The following is a 16,904-nucleotide window of genomic DNA, read 5'->3' as shown; positions in this document are numbered from 1 at the left end:
AGGAGCACTCCGACCCGAATGTTCCCGCCGGACACCGGCTCACGCGGCCGCGCGCAACGCTCCCGGCGTGAGCGGCTCGTCGAGCAGCCTGCGGAAGCGGTCGGCCCGGTCCTCGGCGTCGGCCGCGCGATCGAGCCACCCGCCCAGCAGTCGGTACCCCTCGACGTAGGTGGAGATGTACGCCCGCCACAGCGGCGAGGACAGGAAGCGCAGCGACTGGCGCGCCCGCTCGGGCGTCGTCAGGTTCCATTTCTGCAAGAACTCCGCCACCTCGTCCTGCGACCGCCCCCGATCGTGCAGCAGCAGTGCGGCGTCCTGGCGCACGCTCAGCAGCTTGGCGGAGGCGTTCGAAAGGCGTTCGGCTCGTTCGCCGTCGAAGCGCAGTCCCAGATCCGCGTAGATCTCCTGCGCCCACTTGCCCCAGCCGGGTCCGACGATCGAGCGCAGGGCCAGATCCGCGAGCCCCTCGGCCATCAGGCACTGCGGCGTGTTCACCAGGAACAGCGTCTGCTCGGCCTGCCCGGTGGCGACCAGCCCGGCCTCCTTGCGGCAGTGCTCGGTGTGGTGCCCCGGGTAGGACTCGTGCGCGATCAGCTGCGGCAGGTGCGCCATGTGCTGCTTCAGGTCGGAATTGATCGCGACCCGGGAGTGGTAGTTGCCCAGGTAGTAGTTGAACCCGGACCACGGCTTGTCCCCGACCACCTCGTAGGTGACGTGCTCGTGGTCGGGCAGCGGGTAGCGGGCGCGGACCAACTCGCGCAGCGCGCCGGAGAACGCCTCGACGCAGACCTGCAGGCGCTCGGGCGGGATCTCATCGGCCTTGCGGTGCGCGGCCACCCGTTCGGCCAGCGGACCGTCCCCCGCGAGCACCTCGTCCATCTGCCGGTGCGCGTCGCGGTAGTCGTCCACGTCGCCGGGCGCGATATCGACGTCGAAGTAGGCGCTGACCTCCTCGACGAACCCGATGTCGTCCCCGGCGAACTTCCGCCCGGAACACTCCAGCGCGCGCAGGTGCACGTCGAGGAATTCGGCGCGCTGCGGCGCCAGCCCGGCCTCCGGCACCGCAGCACGCAACTCGGCGGCACGACGAGCCAGCTCACGCGGCTGCGGCGCGGGCGCGTTCTGCACCTCGCGGCGCAGTGCGGGGTCGCCGGTATAGGCGTCGACGAACCCTTCCTCCAGCCGGTCGAAGGCGAGGCCGAGCCGCAAGTATTCGGTCACGAGCGGATGCGCATCCATGCCAGCCGACATTAGCGGTTCACACCTGCGGCATCGAGTCGGTTACCAACGGGTAGTGGTACCCCGCTCATCCCACGATGTTGACGCGGAGCAGAATTCGGCTATGCGGCGACAGCTAGACCGAATCTCACCGGATCCGCACCCGCACTGTGCGTGTTTGCCGAAATGGAGCGTCGGGTAAGTGGCACGAATGAGCGAGCCGAGTCCCTACGTGGAATTCGACCGGAAACAGTGGCGGACCCTGCGTAAATCGACTCCCCTGGTGCTCACCGAGGAAGAACTGATCGGCCTGCGCGGTCTCGGGGAACAGATCGATCTCGAGGAAGTCGCGGAGGTCTATCTTCCGCTCGCTCGTCTCATCCACCTGCAAGTGGCCGCCCGTCAGCGGCTGTTCGCCGCGACCGCGACCTTCCTCGGCGAAACCCATCCCGACCAGCAGGTACCGTTCGTGATCGGCGTCGCGGGCAGTGTCGCGGTGGGCAAGTCGACCACCGCGCGCGTGTTGCAGGCGCTACTGGCCCGCTGGGATCACCACCCACGGGTCGACCTGGTCACCACCGACGGATTTCTCTATCCCACCGCGGAACTCACCCGGCGCGGCATCATGCACCGCAAGGGTTTCCCGGAGAGCTACGACCGCCGCAAGCTGCTGCGATTCGTCACCGAGGTGAAATCCGGTGCGGCCGAAGTCTGCGCACCGGTGTATTCGCACATCTCCTATGACATCGTGTCGGGCAAGCAGCACTGCGTGCGCCAGCCCGACATTCTGATCGTGGAGGGTTTGAACGTGTTGCAGACCGGTCCGCGCCTGATGGTCTCGGATCTGTTCGACTTCTCGATCTACGTCGACGCGCGTATCGAGGACATCGAGAAGTGGTACGTGCAACGGTTTCTCACCCTGCGCAACACCGCTTTCGCCGATCCGAACGCGCATTTCCACCACTACTCCGGATTCACCGACGAACAGGCCACCGCCGCCGCACAGGAGATCTGGAACAACACCAACCGGCCGAATCTGGTGGAGAACATTCTGCCCACCCGTCCGCGCGCCACCCTGGTGCTGCGCAAGGACGCCGATCACAGCATCAACCGGCTGCGGCTACGGAAATTGTGATTCCGCTTACAATTTCCACGCCTCGTCCAGGCGCCGGGCGACGTCGATATCGCGGACCGCGGCGATGTGCGGCTTACGGATCTCGGCGGAGATGTAGCGGGCGACGAAACGCTTGATCTCGTGATCGACGCTGGCGAGGATGCGCAGCAACTGCCCGCGCTTGGTGGCGGCGGCCACATCGACGCGCACGTCGGCCGGCCGCGGTTCGGCGATATCGATCACCACCCGCAGTGGCGCGGCCGTGCGCACCGTCAGGTGCAGGTGCACGGTGCCCTCGACGTGGAAGCGGTGCCGATCGACCGTCAAGTCCAGCAGCAGGTCGACCTCGAGCGGGATGATCAGCTCGAACGCGATCGTCTCTTCGCCGTGACGGCGCAGCCGGGACGCGCCGAGCTGAACCTCCGCGGTCACCTTGGCCAGGCGGCCCGGCCCGACGCCGATCGGGCCGAAATCGAAGGCCGTGCCGGTCAACTGTGCGAATGCGCCGGAGATGCGCTCTTCCGAGGCGGCGTACTCCAGGAAGCGTCTACCGAACTCGGCATAGTTGATGAAGTCGCCCGCTTCGCGCCGGACGGCTTCGGCGGGCGGTTGGCCGAACGCGCTCATGAGACCGCACGGTACGCGAGAACGGCGGAGGTGGCGCCGATTTCACCGGCCCGAGGTCGACTCAGACGCCGAAACGGCGATGGCGCGCGGCGAAGTCGCGCAGTGCCCGCAGGAAATCCACCCGGCGGAACTCCGGCCAATACGCCTCGGTGAACCATATCTCCGAGTATGCGCTCTGCCACAGCAGGAACCCGGAAAGCCGCTGCTCGCCGGACGTGCGAATGACCAGATCGGGGTCGGGCTGACCGGAGGTGTAGAGGTGCTGGCCGATGGCGTTCACGGTGATCGACTGGACCAGGTCCTCGCCGGTTTCACCCGCGGCGATCTCCTGGCGGACCAGCGAGCGCACCGCGTCGGTGATCTCCTGCCTGCCGCCGTAGCCGACCGCGACATTGACGTGCACACCGTCGCGGCCGTCGGTGCGCTCGGCGGCGGTGCGCAGCCGCTTGGCGATCAGCTCGGGGAAGCCGTCGAGCGAGCCGACGATGCGCACGCTCCAGTTCTGTTCCGGCGCCGACAGCTCCTCGACCACGTCGGTGATCACCTCGAACAGCGTCTCCAGTTCGTCGGGATCGCGCTGTAGATTCTCGGTGGACAGCAGGTAGACGGTCACCATCTCGATGCCCTCGGCCTCGCACCAGCCGACCAGCTCGGCGATCTTCAGCGCGCCGACCCGGTGGCCGTGACTGACGTCGGTGAAACCGTTCTCCCGCGCCCAGCGGCGATTGCCGTCACACATCACCGCGACGTGCCGGGGATGTTGTTTGCCGGCCAGCTGCCTGGACAGCCGGGCCTCGTAGATGCGATACGGCAGACCCCGCACCTGACTCGGAAGTTCCACGCGGGCAACCCTACGCCTCGGGGGCACGATCACGGCATCGACCGCGATAGGCCGGTAGAGTGGCCGGGAGCGCGCAAGTTACGGTTGCGTAGGTTACTGACGGGTTAGCCGGGCTCGTCGATACCGGGCCCGCAGGGCCGCGAACAGAATCGTCCGGCTGCCCCTCGAGGAGGTACTCGTGTCCGAATCGGTCGGCGCCACCCACCCGGCACCGGTCCCGCCGGTCCCCGGCTCGGCGGGCGAAGCCCTCGCCGAGGCGTTGGTCAAGCCGCGCCTGCGGGGCTGGATCCATACCTGGGCCGTCGGGGTCGCGGCGATCGCGGCGATCGTGCTGATCGCCACCGCCGCGACGATCTCGGCGACCGCGGGATGGTCCACGCTGATCTACGGGCTCACCGTGTGCGGGCTGTTCGGCGTCAGCGCCGTCTACCACCGGGTGACCTGGCCGACCGCTCGCGCTCGCATCAGGATGAAGCGAGCCGACCACTCGATGATCTTCCTGTTCATCGCGGGCAGCTATACCCCCTTCGCCCTGCTCGGCCTGCCCGGACGCACCGGACAGACCCTGCTGGCCGTGGTCTGGGCGGGCGCGCTGGCCGGAGTGGCGCTGAAACTCCTCTGGCCGACCGCTCCCCGCTGGGTGGGCGTTCCGCTGTATCTGCTGCTCGGCTGGGCCATCGTGCCGGTGGCCGGACAGCTGAACAATCAGATCGGCATCGCGCCGCTGATTCTGCTGCTGATCGGTGGCCTTCTCTACAGCGGCGGCGCGATCCTCTACGCCACCAAGTGGCCGAACCCGTGGCCGGACGTCTTCGGCCACCACGAGTTCTTCCACGCGGCCACGGTGCTCGCGGCACTGACCCATTACGCGGCGGTCTGGCTCGTCGTCTTGCGCTGAGCGAATAGAGTCGACGGGGAGGTCGGACGAGGAGGGGCGGATCCCATGATCGCGAAGCTCGTCGTCTGGGCGCTCAAAGCCAGGGGTGGTCTGGCCGCGCTGGTCACCACGGCGAATCTCAGCGGCCTCGCGGTGATCGTCACCCAGCTGTGGCTGAACGGGTTCCTCGGCAGACTGGGCCCGGATTGGCCGCGGGCGCTGGCCTTCGTCGGCATCTACCCCGCCGTCGGGTTCGTGGCAGGCATCGTGCTGGCGGTGCGCGACCGCAAGACGTACTTCGGCTGGCTCGACGCCGCGCGCAAGCCGACCGAGGTGGAGGCGCGGCGCCTGCTGCACCTGCCCGTCGCCATCACCATGCGCGCGCTCGCGCTGTGGATTCCCGGCGTGATCGTGGCGACCGTGATCTTCGCGCAGCTGAGCCCGCACAACGACCCCGGCGTGACGGCGGCGCTGTTCACCATCGGCGCCTTCGAGTCGGCGGCGGTCACCTTCCTGATCGTGGACCGGTTGATCCGCCCGACCATTCCGGTGGTGGCCCGAGTGCTCGGCTGGACCATGCACTGGAGTTCCTCTGTGCTGGTGCGGGTCGTGCTGACCTGGGCCGTGGCGGCGGCGCTTCCGCTGCTCATGCTGATCGTCGTGCTGGCCGACCCGGCGGCGGCCGCATCCGACCGGGTGCGCACCGCCATCTACCTGTCCGGGGTCGGCATCGGAGTCGGCGCGCTGGCCACGGCATTCCTCGCTCGCGCGGTCGCCGCGCCGATGCGCACCCTGCGTCAGGCGCTGGACCGGATCGCCCAGGGTGACTGGGGAGCCCGGGTGCCGATCGGCAGTACCAGCGAGATCGGCAGGTTGGAGCATTCGGTCAACGAGCTGGCCGCGAACCTGCGCGAACGCGAGCGGATGCGGGAGGTGTTCGGCAGGCATGTCGGGACGGAGGTGGCCGAGCGCGCGCTCGCGGGCGGGGCGGACCTCACCGGCGACGTGCGCGAGGTGTCGGCGCTGTTCGTCGACGTGACCGGGTCGGTGGAGCTGTCCACCGGGCTGCCGCCGCAGGAGTTCGTGGCCAAACTCAACCGGCTGCTCGCGATCGTCGTCGCGGCGACCGAGGAGAACAACGGCCTGGTCAACAAGTTCGAGGGCGACGCGGCACTGTGTGTCTTCGGTGCGCCGATCGCGCTGCGCGACAACGCGACCCCGGCCCTGCGGGCGGCGCGGCGCATCCGGGACGAGGTGCTCGCCACCGGCGAACTCGACATCGGGATCGGCGTCGCACGCGGACCGGTCTTCGCGGGCGACGTCGGCTCCGACACCCGGCTCGAGTTCACGGTGATCGGCGACGCGGTCAACGAGGCCGCCCGCCTCACCACGGCGGCCAAAGAGGTGCCGCGGCGGATCCTGGTGAGCCAGGCGGTGATCGAAGCCGGCGCGGAACACGAACGCGCCAAATGGACGTTCTACGACACCATCGTGCTACGCGGCATGAAGGAGCCGAGGGTCTGCTGGACCGACATCGACAGCTCCGGCGCGCGGCCCGAGTCCACGAGCACCCGCACCGATCAGCCCGAGCTGCCGCCGGACACCAATCCCGTCATCGAAATCCACACCACCGCACCCGAGCCCGAGGGCACCAGGACACCGGGCGCAGAGCTCGACGCCCCACCTCGTCGCTAGGGACTCCCTTCCTCGAAGCCGGAAGTCATCGTGTTGCAGAGTGTCGCCTTGGACCAGGGCGCGCCTGGACGGTCCCACGGACTGGCGCCGCACCTTTCGATACGCCGACCAGGCATCGATTCGCCCGCTCGGGCGCGAGCCGCTGGATCGCCCTATTGCCGCTAGTTCCGCTGGAGCGCCGCCCGGAGCTGGTCCGGAGTGGAGACCGGGAGGTCGCACACGGAGCCTCGGCAGACGTAGGCGGCGGCCGCGTCACGGACCAAGGGCCGGTCGGCAAGGAGCGGCACGGCGTTCGGCGCGGCGGCGAGGACGACCGAGCCACCCGGGGCGGCCGAACGAGCCGCGGCGAGCAATTCGGTGGGCTGGGCGGCTGGTTCGGCGGTCGCGATGGCGACCTGCAAGGGACCGCGCAGGGCCGCCTCGGCGACGGCGAGCCACTGACCCGCCGAACGGGGCGCGCGCGCCAGCACGATCGCGCCGCGCTCGAGGGTGCGGTCGGCGAGTTCGCGGTAGCGGACGGCTCGTTCGGGGTCGCTCGTGGCCGCGGCGGTGAGCAGCGCTTCGGCCAGCGCGGAGGCGCCCGCGGGAGTGGCGCCGTCGACCGGGTCACGCGGGCGGGCGACGAGGGTTTCGGCGTCGTCGGCGGTGTCGAACCAGCTGCCCGGCTGGTCCGGGTCGGCGAAGTGCTCGATGGCGAGGTCCAGCATGCGCTGGGCGTCTTCCAGCCAGCCGAGTTCACCGGTGGCCTGGTGCAGCGCCAGCAGGCCGGTGACCAGCCAGGCGTGATCCTCCAGGATGCCGGGCGCGGTGCCTGCGACGCCGCCGAGCGATGCGCGCCGCAGCCGCCCGTCCACCACGTGCTCGGCCAGCAGGAAGCGCGCGCACCGGACGGCGGCGGCGGTCCACTCCGGCTCGTCCAGCGCGGACGCGGCCTCGGCGAGCGCGGTGATCGCCATTCCGTTCCACGCGGTGACCACTTTGTCGTCCCGGTCCGGCTGTGGGCGGCGGTCGCGGGCCGCGATCAACGCCGCTCGCACGCGTTCCACCCGCGCGGCGTCCTCCGCCGTGGCGGGCTCGACGTACCTGGTCGGCACCGAGGTGCCCTGTTCGAAGTTCCCGGCGGTGGTGACGCCGAAGAATCCGGCCGCCCATGCCCCGTCGATCGGCCCGAGTTCGCCGGCCAGCTCGGCGGGCGTCCACACATACGTCGCGCCCTCGACGCCCGGCTCGCCGGGCTCCAGGTGAGTGTCGGCGTCCAGCGCGGAGGCGAAGCCGCCCTGTGCGGTCCCCAGGTCGTCCAGCAGGAACCGTACGATCTCCCGGGTCACTCGCCGCGACAACGATTCCGGAGGCGCCGGGGTGCTGCGCCGGGCCAGGTGCGCGTAGGCGCGCAGCAGCTGCGCGTTGTCGTAGAGCATCTTCTCGAAATGCGGCACGACCCATCGGGCGTCCACCGAATACCGCGCGAATCCGCCGCGCAGCTGGTCGTAGATGCCGCCGCGTGCCATCGCCTCGGCGGTGCGGGCCACCACCTCGATCACCGCGCCGTCACCGGTGCGCTCCCAGTGCCGCAGCAGTCCCTCCAGCAGCGCCGACGGCGGGAATTTCGGAGCGCCGCCGAACCCGCCGTGCTCGGCGTCCTCGTCGCGCAGCACGGCGGCGACGGCGTGGGCGAGCAACTCCGGGGTGATCGTCAGGTCCGTGTCGGGCAGTCCCGCCGTCTGGTCGCGCAGGGCCGCCGCCACCTGCGCGGAGGCCTGGTTCACCTCGTCTCGCCGGGTGCGCCAGGTCTCGGTGATCGCGGTGAGCAACTGGGTGAACGACGGCATGCCGCCGCGCGGAAGCTTCGGGTAGTAGGTGCCGCAGTAGAACGGTTCACCGTCGGGGGTGAGGAAACAGGTCATCGGCCAGCCGCCCTGACCTGTCATCGCGACCGTGGCGTTCATGTACACCGCGTCCAGATCGGGCCGCTCCTCCCGATCGACCTTCACGCAGACGAAGTTCTCGTTCATCTGCTCGGCCGTGGCCGTGTCCTCGAACGACTCGTGCGCCATCACGTGGCACCAGTGACAGGACGCGTACCCGACCGAGAGCAGGACGGGCACGTCCCGCTCGCGCGCTTCGGCCAGTGCCTCCGCATCCCATTCCCGCCAGTGCACCGGGTTGTCCGCATGCTGGCGCAGGTACGGGGACGTCGCCTCTCCGAGCCGGTTCATGGCTCCACCGTACGGCGCATCCCGGCGCCGTGCGGGCGGCACGGCCGGTGGTCTCGACTCGTGGTCCGGACATCCGCCGCGAACGACTACGTCACCGCTGAGGCAGCAGGGGCGCTCTCGCCACCGCGGTACGAACCCCACCTGACGGCCTACTGGGCGGAGAAGGCCGCGGGGCAGGACTCGCCGTGCCGAAACTCGAGGGCTCGTGGTGGGGCGACTCCGACGCGCAGGCAACGGTTACTTTCGTGTTCACTGGATTGGTCGCGGGCTCGAGCCCCGTCCGGATCGATGCGATTCCGGTAGCTCGATCGGTAGAGCGGTCCACGGCAGGCTCCTCGGATCCGTCGACTCGATTCGCTCGGGCCGGTATTTCGTCTCCTGGAGATCTCGGGCGTCCGATGTGCCGTGCGGGAGCGGCTGAATTCGGTTCGGCCGCTCCCGCACGAGAAATGCGAATGTCGGTTATCGGTAGGATATTCCGGCTCGAAGTCATTTCCATTCACGCCGTCGGAACGGCTACCGGTGGCCTATGGAGAATTCACGGCAACCGGATGGAGTGCGCAAGCCCCCTGCCGCGACGGAGGGGCTCGTTCCCGCCGACTAGGCGGTTCGGGCAAGTACTTCTCGACCCACGTACGCCAACAACCGACGGTGCGCCGGTTCGTCGTCGGCGACCGCGACTTCGGGCCCGAAAACGCCGGGCCCGCGGAATGTATCGATGCCTCCCATGGCTTGCATGGTGGCGAGCAGTTCGCCACATAGCTCGTCGTCGGCCAGATCCGGCCGATCGATGGCCACCGCGATATCGACGCCGTGCACGAGGAGCTCGGTGAGATGCACCAGTGCCGCCGCGGGACCGGGGAGTTCCCCGAGCGAGATGGCCACCGTGCCGTCCAGCGCGTCGAGCCGGTGCCAGGCGGCGCGGTCCACCTCGGCCGCCGCGGCGTACGCCCCCTGCGGATCACCGCCGAGCCAGTCGGATTCGTGCTCGGCGCCCGCGTCCGTGCCGCTCAGCGCTGCCGCGAAGATGTGCATGCCGCCCACGGTGTGGTTGAGCACGGCGCGGACATCCCACTCCCGGCACGGCGTCGGCGCCGCCAGACCCGCTCCTCCCACGGCGGCGACGATCGCTCCGGTCGCATCCAGTGCACGGTCGATCTGTCCGATCACGTTGTCCATGAGCATCCTTCGGTCGAGCGGTCTGGCTGAATTGGTAACACAGGACGCCGACAAGTGCGCGGTAATGCGAACACCACCTTGCGCCGAGATAGTTGCCGGGGGTGTGCTTGTCGGGACCGCGAACAATCCGGCTACGATCTCGTCCGGTTCGCTCGAGCGAAGTCGCGATGCGTTTCCGGTACGCGGGAAACGGCTACTTCGGGTTCGACTTCTGCTGGATACATTTCGGGCGCTCGACACACCGAGCAGGCCGTCGCCGCCTTTTCTCGGACACCCCCGAACAAATTGATATGCGACACTCACCGACGCGGTGTTCCGGACGATTCCGTTCCCCGAGGCGGGCCGCGACGCCGACTGGCCTTTCGAACAGCAGAGAGCCGAGACCCCGGCCGGTCTCGGCCCCGCCGCCGTCGGTCTATCCGAGCACCGGATAGTTGGCCCGGATGACACCGTGCGGGTCCCGGGCGCGCTTGATCTCGCGCAGCCGGGTTAGCGTCGCGGAATCGAAAGCGGCCGAGGCGGTTTCGCCGGGTGTGAGGAAGGTGTACGGCTTGCTGCCGCTGACCTGCCCGCTCACCGCGTCGACGAGGGCGGTGCGCCGCGCGGTCACCGCGTCGACGAGGTGCGGCAGCCCGAGGCCGAGACAGTAGAGCAGGTACGGCTCCGCGATCGGGCCGCGCGCGCCCCCGTCCGGCCCGGCGGTGGCCATGGCGCCGCCCAGGTGCCGGATCTGCACGTTCGCCAGCGGGGCGACCGGCTCATCGATCAGGGCCTTGACCACGGCGTCGCCGAGATCGGTGAGCTGCTCGGCACGCGACAGCGACGGGCTCGGGTCCGTCGGTTCGCCGGTGACCGCGCCGATATCGGCGGGCCCGAAAACGCCGCGCCGGTCGAGAATCGGGTTCCCGATGGCGTCGAGCCGCGCGAGCAACGCACGCCCGCGATCCGGATCACCGAGGTATACCGCGTCCAGGCCGACCATGGGCGGTGCGTCCGGGATCTGCAAGCGCTGGAACCACACGCTCAGGTCCTCGGGCGCGGCGGCGGTGATCTCCTGGAAGACGTCGAAGACCTCGCGGATCCGCGCTTCGGGCCACAGGGTGCGACCGCCGAACAGCTCCGGCGCGGGAAACAGGTCGAACTCGAGCGCCGTCACCACGGCGAAGTCGCCACCGCCGCCGCGCAGCGCCCAGTACAGGTCCGGATCGCCCTCGGCCGTGATCCGCCGCCGAGCGCCGTCGGCGTCCACCACCTCGAACGCGCGCACGGCGTCACTGGCCCAGCCGTACTTGCGGCCGAACCAGCCCATACCGCCGCCGAGGGTGTAACCGGTGACGCCGACTACCGGATTGCTGCCCGCCAGGCCGGTCAAGCCCTGCCTTGCAGCGGCGGCCTGCACCCGGCCCCACGCGGCCCCGGCGCCGACGCGCGCCACCCGCCGCTGGGCATCGATCTCGATGTCGTCCAACTGCCCGGTGCGCACCAGGATCGCGTCGGGCACTGCGCCGGACGCGCCGTGACCGGTCGGCTGGGTCACCACCGGCGCGCCGACGCGGGCGGCGTACCGGACCACGGTCGCGATGTCGCCCGCGTCGCCGGCCCGCACCACGGCGGCCACCGGCTGGGTGACCGTCGTCGTCCACGGCCTGGCCGCGGTCTGGAAACCCTCGTCACCGGCCACCAGCACGCGACCGGGCAGCGCGGCGCGCAGTTCGTCGAATGTCATTGCTCGTCCTGACTCTCAGCGTTCGGAAGCAGACGCGAGCGACGAATACGTGAGCCGGCCCTCCGGACGGGACGGGCCGTGGTTCGTGCCGCGACTACCTCATCGACGAAAGAGAGCGCGGAAAAGTGACAAAGAGCGGATCGGCGGGCTCAGCGCCCGGTCAGCTCGATTCGGCGCGCCCTTCCGGACCCGCGCCTTCGGTCCCGTCGGCACGACGGGTGACGCCGTGCTCGGTGCCCTCGTCGGCCTCCTGGTCCGGTTCGGGGTGCTCGGGCTCGAACGTCGCGGGCAGGCCCTTGATGTGCCGGTTCATCGAGCGGATCAGCAGGAAGGTCCCCGCGAGCAGAAGCAGGACGATGACCAGACCCAGCGGCGACGCCTTACCGAACTCGGGGCCGGTCGGCGTCCCGGGCGTCTGGGCGAGCAGGACCAGCGTCACGACCGCTCGTCCTCGATGCCCGCGAACAGGTCGTTCTCCGGCAGCTCGGTGCGCACCCGGGTCTTGGCCAGCTCGAACTCCTCGGTCGGCCACAACCGCTGCTGCATCTCCAGCGGAACGGCGAAGAACGCGCCGTTCGGGTCGATCTGCGTCGCGTGCGCGCGCAAGGCGTCGTCGCGCTGCGGGAAGTACTTGGCGCACTCGATCTGGGTGGTGATCCGGGCGAACATGTCACCGCGCTCTGCGGCGTACTTGCGCATCCGGTCCAGCCATTCCTGCATCGGGAACGGTTCGCCGAGACGCTCGTACTCCGCGGCGAAGGCTTCCATCCGCCGCATGCTGAAGCCGTGGTCGTAGTACAGCTTGAGCGGTGTCCACGGCTCCCCCGCCTCGGGGAAGCGCTCGGGATCCCCGGCCGCCTCGAACGCCGCCATCGATACCTCGTGGCAGCGGATGTGATCGGGGTGCGGGTAGCCGCCGGTCTCGTCGTACGTGGTCATCACGTGCGGCTTGAACTCGCGCACCACGCGCACCAGGGCCTCGGTGGCCTCCTCCAGCGGAACCAGCGCGAAACTGCCTTCGGGCAGCGGCGGCATCGGGTCACCCTCGGGCAGCCCCGAGTCGACGAATCCGAGCCAGTGCTGGCGCACGCCGAGCGCGCGCGCCGCGGCGGCCATCTCCTCGCGGCGGATCTCGTGGATCCGCTCCAGGACGCCGGGGGTGTCCATGGCCGGGTTCAGGATGCTTCCGCGCTCTCCGCCGGTCAGCGTCACGACGAGGACGTCGTGTCCTTCGTCTGCGTAGCGGGCGGTCGTCGCGGCACCCTTGCTGGATTCGTCGTCTGGGTGGGCGTGCACCGCCATGAGGCGAAGGCCACTCACGTCTCGTTCTCCGTCGCTCTCGGTCGCGGGTGTCGGGGCTTCGTTACCTATAGTTCCATTCGACCCACATTTGTTCCGACGTACCCCCCGGGAGCGACCACCATGAGCCAGCCCGCGCCGGAGCCCGGCGGTGACGCGAAGGCCGCGGCGGCGTCACCGGGCCTGCCTCCCGCCGACCGGTACGGCACCCGGCCCCCCGAGCCGCGCCGCTGGATCGTGCCGGTGCTCGGTGTACTGGTGGCGCTCGCCGGACTCGGCGTGGCCTATCTCGGTTACCAGAAGTACGGGCCGGAGGACATCGAGGCCGAACAGCTCGGCTATGTCGTCGTCGACGACTCGACCATGACCATCCGGCTCAAGGTCACCCGTGCCGACCCGGAGCGGCCGGTGGTGTGTTTCGTCCGCGCGATGGCGCGCGACGGCTCCGAACTCGGCCGACGCGAAGTGCTGGTCGAACCGTCGAGCAGCGGGACGGTGGAGCTGACCACCGTCGTGCGCTCGTCCGCGCGGCCCGCGTCGGGCAGTGTGTACGCGTGCAGCGATCGGGTACCCGGCTACCTGCGAGCTGGCTGATTTCCGCGCATACACCGGCGACCTGCCTACGAAATCAACTCCGACCTGCACATTTGTGAATCATGCTAAAATGGCGTGATACACGGTTCCGGGGCTCGGAGCCGTGTTTGCTGCATTGGCGGCCAGCGCTGACGGTTCGGGCTTGCGAGCTTGCCCGCGACCAGGGCCTGTCGGGGTTCGATGAACTTCCCAGGATCGCTCTAGCCGTCGACTGGTGCATGCCCGCTTCCGGGTGGGTACACGCCAGTGCTCAGGGAATCCCGGCCTGCCGGGAACAACTACTAGGGAGTGATCGAGATGACTGAGACGCAAGTGACCTGGCTGACCCCGGAGTCGCACGACAGGCTCAAGAGCGAACTCGACGCGCTCATCGCCAACCGTCCGGTCATCGCCGCCGAGATCAACGAACGCCGGGAAGAGGGCGACCTCAAGGAGAACGGCGGGTACCACGCCGCCCGCGAGGAGCAGGGTCAGCAGGAGGCGCGCATTCGCCAGCTTCAGGAACTGCTGAACAATGCCAAGGTCGGCGTCGCACCGACCAAGTCCGGCGTCGCGCTTCCCGGGTCGGTCGTCAAGGTCTACTACGACGGCGACGAGACGGATACCGAAACCTTCCTGATCGCCACCCGCGAGGAGGGTCTCAGCGATTCGAAGCTGGAGACCTACTCGCCGAACTCCCCGCTCGGTGGCGCGCTCATCGACGCCAAGGTGGGCGAGACCAGGGAATACACGCTGCCCAATGGCAACACGATGAAGGTCACCCTGATCAGCGCCGAGCCCTACCACAGCTGATGCACTCGGCCGTGGCCCCACGCCCGGCCGACACCCCCGCGGACACGAGCGGCCGCGCCCGATCATCGGGTGCGGCCGCTTCCTCATATCCGTGAACCTAGCTCAATGCCTGCTCGATGTCCGCGAGCAGGTCGCTGACATCCTCGATACCGACCGAGAGCCGCACCAGATCGGCGGGCACCTCCAGCTCGGACCCCTCGGTGGAGGCGTGCGTCATCGCGGCCGGATGCTCGATCAACGACTCGATACCGCCCAGCGACTCGGCGAGGGTGAACACCTCGGTCCGTGAGCAGAATTTGCGCGCGGCCTCCACGTCGCCGTGCAATCGCACCGAGATCATCCCGCCGAACCGGCGCATCTGCTTGCCCGCGACGGCGTGGCCCGGGTGCTCCGGCAGACCGGGGTAGATCACCTGCGAGATCGAGGGATGCCGGGACAGGAACTCGGCGACGGTCTCGGCGTTGTCGCAGTGCCGGTCCATCCGCAGCGCGAGGGTCTTGATACCGCGCAGTGTGAGGAAAGCGTCGAACGGGCCGGGGACGGCGCCTGCGCCGTTCTGCAGGAACGCGAACGCCGCGTCGAGTTCCGGATCGTCGGTGATCAGCGCGCCGCCGATGACGTCGGAGTGGCCGCCGAGGTACTTGGTGGTGGAGTGCACCACGATGTCGGCGCCGAGCAGCAGGGGCTGCTGGAGATAGGGCGTCGCGAAGGTGTTGTCGACGACCAGCTTCGCGCCCGCCGCGTGCGCGACCTCGGCCAGTGCCGGGATGTCGCCGATGCTCAGCAGCGGGTTGGTCGGGGTCTCGATCCACACCAGCTTGGTGTTCGGGCGGATCGCAGCACGCATCTCGTCGACGTTGAACACGTGCGCGGGCGAATGCTCGATCCCCCACCGGCTGAAAACCTTGTCGATCAGCCGGAAGGTGCCGCCGTAGGCGTCGTCGGGGATCACGATGTGATCGCCCGGACGCAGCGTGGCGCGCAGCGCGCAGTCGGTCGCGGCCATGCCGGAGGCGAACGCCCGGCCGTAGCGGCCCGATTCCAGCGCGGCGAGGTTCGCCTCCAGCACGGAGCGCGTCGGGTTGCCGGTGCGGGCGTACTCGAAACCGCCGCGCAGACCGCCCACGCCGTCCTGGGCGAACGTCGAACTCGCGTAGATGGGCACATTCACCGCGCCGGTCTGCGGATCGGGTTCATACCCGGCGTGCACGGCCCGTGTGGAGAATCCCAGCTCGCTCATGAGGGTCAGCCTAATCGGGGCGATCCCCGGGCAACTTCCAGGTGTGCGCATATCTCGGCCGCGCCCGCAGGAGAATCGGGCAAATCTCCACAATGGCGTCGACGCAGCGGGATCCGGCCCCGCCGGTCCGGTCGATTTCCGCGACTGACGGAGTCGCGTCGGAAATCTTCCGCTCGAGAGCAGGGGACGTGAGTTCGGTCTCACCGGACCGGCCCCCATTTAGGCTGACTCCATGGTCACCGTGGAAGAACTGTTCGCTACCGACGCACTGCTGTCCGAGGACGAGCGCGAGATCCGGGACACCGTCGCGGCCTTCGCGGCCCGGCGGCTGCGACCGCACATCGCGGACTGGTTCGAGGCGGGCACCTTCCCGGCCCGCGAGCTGGCCCCGGAGCTGGGCGAGCTGGGACTGCTCGGCATGCATCTGGAGGGATACGGCTGCGCGGGCATGTCGGCGACCACCTACGGCCTGGCCTGCCAGGAGCTGGAGGCGGTCGACTCGGGTGTCCGCAGCATGGTCTCGGTCCAGGGTTCGCTGGCGATGACCGCGATCCACGAATTCGGCTCGGAGGAACAGAAGCAGCAGTGGCTGCCGGAACTGGCCGCGGGCCGGGCGATCGGCTGCTTCGGGCTCACCGAACCCGACTTCGGCTCGAACCCGGGCGGCATGCGCACCCGGGCGAAACGCGACGGCGCGGACTGGGTGTTGAACGGCGCGAAGATGTGGATCACCAACGGGTCGGTGAGCGACGTCGCGGTGGTCTGGGCGCAGACCGAGGACGAGGGCAAGCAGGTGATCCGCGGGTTCCTGGTGCCCGCGGGGACGCCCGGGTTCACGGCGCGGGAGATGCGCCGCAAACTGTCGCTGCGCGCGTCGGTCACCGCGGAACTGGACTTCGACGACGTGCGCCTGCCCGCCGACGCGGTGCTGCCGGGATCCCGAGGGCTGGCCTCGCCGCTGGCCTGCCTGAGCGAGGCGCGCTTCGGCATCGTCTTCGGCGCGCTCGGCGCGGCACGCGAGTGCCTGACGTCGACCATCGAGTACACCAGGACCCGCGAGGTGTTCGACAAGCCGCTGGCCGCCTACCAGCTCACCCAGGCCAAGCTGGCCGACATGGCGCTGGAGTTCGGCAAGGGGCAGCTGCTCGCGCTGCACATCGGGCGGCTGAAGGACCGCGGCGTGGTGACACCGGAGCAGGTGAGCGCGGGCAAGCTGAACAGCACGCGCGAGGCCATCGCCATCGCCCGGGAATGCCGCACCATCCTCGGCGCCAACGGCATCACGCTCGACTACCCCGTGCTCCGCCATGCGAACAATCTGGAGTCGGTGCTCACCTACGAGGGCACCGCGGAGGTGCATCAGCTGGTGCTCGGCCGGGCCCTGACCGACGCGAATGCCTTCCGCTGACAAGCGGTTTCGGATGAATATTTGCTGAATCGTGTTCGAATAACGGTGCTGCCGAGAGGTGAGTTCTGAACCGAAGAA

15 protein-coding genes are annotated in these 16,904 nt (G+C 69.2%); 6 read left to right on the top strand and 9 right to left on the bottom strand.

Annotated features, from left to right (window positions below):
* Positions 1–39: 39 nt before the first annotated feature.
* Positions 40–1,239, bottom strand: coding sequence for a DUF885 domain-containing protein (locus ACZ6DL_RS29555; protein WP_466055983.1), 1,200 nt, complete (start codon positions 1,237–1,239; stop codon positions 40–42).
* A gap of 181 nt (positions 1,240–1,420) precedes the next feature.
* Here ACZ6DL_RS29555 and coaA point away from each other — a divergent pair, with 181 nt between their 5' ends.
* A complete protein-coding gene (gene coaA, locus ACZ6DL_RS29550; RefSeq protein ID WP_040869612.1) occupies positions 1,421–2,353 on the top strand; it encodes a type I pantothenate kinase in 933 nt (310 codons plus the stop codon).
* A gap of 6 nt (positions 2,354–2,359) precedes the next feature.
* Here the strand turns inward: coaA and ACZ6DL_RS29545 are convergent, their stop codons facing one another.
* Both ACZ6DL_RS29545 and ACZ6DL_RS29540 read right to left on the bottom strand, forming a co-directional pair.
* Positions 2,360–2,959, bottom strand: a complete 600-nt coding sequence (locus ACZ6DL_RS29545) for a hypothetical protein (RefSeq protein ID WP_466055981.1) — start codon at positions 2,957–2,959, stop codon at positions 2,360–2,362.
* A 61-nt stretch (positions 2,960–3,020) separates the two neighbouring features.
* Positions 3,021–3,800, bottom strand: coding sequence for an isoprenyl transferase (locus tag ACZ6DL_RS29540; RefSeq protein WP_062972490.1), 780 nt, complete (start codon positions 3,798–3,800; stop codon positions 3,021–3,023).
* A gap of 259 nt (positions 3,801–4,059) precedes the next feature.
* Between ACZ6DL_RS29540 and trhA the strand changes: the two genes are divergently transcribed.
* The gene (gene trhA / locus ACZ6DL_RS29535; RefSeq protein ID WP_466056089.1) at positions 4,060–4,698 is read left to right on the top strand and encodes a PAQR family membrane homeostasis protein TrhA; all 639 of its coding nucleotides are present in this window, start codon (positions 4,060–4,062) and stop codon (positions 4,696–4,698) included.
* Between the two features lie 45 nt (positions 4,699–4,743).
* The gene (locus tag ACZ6DL_RS29530; RefSeq protein WP_466055979.1) at positions 4,744–6,372 is read left to right on the top strand and encodes an adenylate/guanylate cyclase domain-containing protein; all 1,629 of its coding nucleotides are present in this window, start codon (positions 4,744–4,746) and stop codon (positions 6,370–6,372) included.
* A gap of 161 nt (positions 6,373–6,533) precedes the next feature.
* Here the strand turns inward: ACZ6DL_RS29530 and ACZ6DL_RS29525 are convergent, their stop codons facing one another.
* The 5 genes from ACZ6DL_RS29525 to mca form a co-directional block, all read right to left on the bottom strand.
* Positions 6,534–8,588, bottom strand: coding sequence for a thioredoxin domain-containing protein (locus tag ACZ6DL_RS29525; protein ID WP_466055977.1), 2,055 nt, complete (start codon positions 8,586–8,588; stop codon positions 6,534–6,536).
* Positions 8,589–9,188: 600 nt separating this feature from the next.
* Positions 9,189–9,767, bottom strand: coding sequence for a TIGR03086 family metal-binding protein (locus tag ACZ6DL_RS29520; protein WP_393233841.1), 579 nt, complete (start codon positions 9,765–9,767; stop codon positions 9,189–9,191).
* A 415-nt stretch (positions 9,768–10,182) separates the two neighbouring features.
* Positions 10,183–11,493: an FAD-binding oxidoreductase gene (locus ACZ6DL_RS29515; RefSeq protein ID WP_466055975.1), complete on the bottom strand. Its 1,311-nt coding sequence runs from the start codon at positions 11,491–11,493 to the stop codon at positions 10,183–10,185.
* Between the two features lie 160 nt (positions 11,494–11,653).
* On the bottom strand, positions 11,654–11,932 hold the full coding sequence (locus tag ACZ6DL_RS29510) for a hypothetical protein (protein WP_466055973.1): 279 nt from the start codon (positions 11,930–11,932) through the stop codon (positions 11,654–11,656).
* The gene (gene mca, locus ACZ6DL_RS29505) at positions 11,929–12,813 is read right to left on the bottom strand and encodes a mycothiol conjugate amidase Mca (RefSeq protein ID WP_466055971.1); all 885 of its coding nucleotides are present in this window, start codon (positions 12,811–12,813) and stop codon (positions 11,929–11,931) included. Before mca ends, ACZ6DL_RS29510 begins: the two co-directional genes overlap by 4 nt.
* Positions 12,814–12,915: 102 nt before the next feature.
* Here mca and ACZ6DL_RS29500 point away from each other — a divergent pair, with 102 nt between their 5' ends.
* Together ACZ6DL_RS29500 and greA are read left to right on the top strand one after the other, a co-directional pair.
* On the top strand, positions 12,916–13,386 hold the full coding sequence (locus tag ACZ6DL_RS29500; RefSeq protein WP_466055969.1) for a DUF4307 domain-containing protein: 471 nt from the start codon (positions 12,916–12,918) through the stop codon (positions 13,384–13,386).
* 297 nt (positions 13,387–13,683) lie between these two features.
* Positions 13,684–14,178, top strand: coding sequence for a transcription elongation factor GreA (gene greA / locus ACZ6DL_RS29495; protein WP_040869622.1), 495 nt, complete (start codon positions 13,684–13,686; stop codon positions 14,176–14,178).
* Positions 14,179–14,275: 97 nt separating this feature from the next.
* Here the strand turns inward: greA and ACZ6DL_RS29490 are convergent, their stop codons facing one another.
* Positions 14,276–15,418, bottom strand: coding sequence for a cystathionine gamma-synthase (locus ACZ6DL_RS29490; RefSeq protein ID WP_466055967.1), 1,143 nt, complete (start codon positions 15,416–15,418; stop codon positions 14,276–14,278).
* Between the two features lie 232 nt (positions 15,419–15,650).
* On the opposite strand from ACZ6DL_RS29490, the gene ACZ6DL_RS29485 reads away from it, so the two are divergent.
* Complete coding sequence (locus ACZ6DL_RS29485; protein WP_466055965.1) at positions 15,651–16,826, top strand: acyl-CoA dehydrogenase family protein; 1,176 nt, start codon at positions 15,651–15,653, stop codon at positions 16,824–16,826.
* Positions 16,827–16,904 lie beyond the last annotated feature (78 nt).

The organism is Nocardia sp. NPDC041819, from assembly GCF_055590505.1.
The sequence above is the reverse complement of the archived record's forward strand: the minus strand, read 5'-3'. Positions and strand labels throughout refer to the sequence as shown.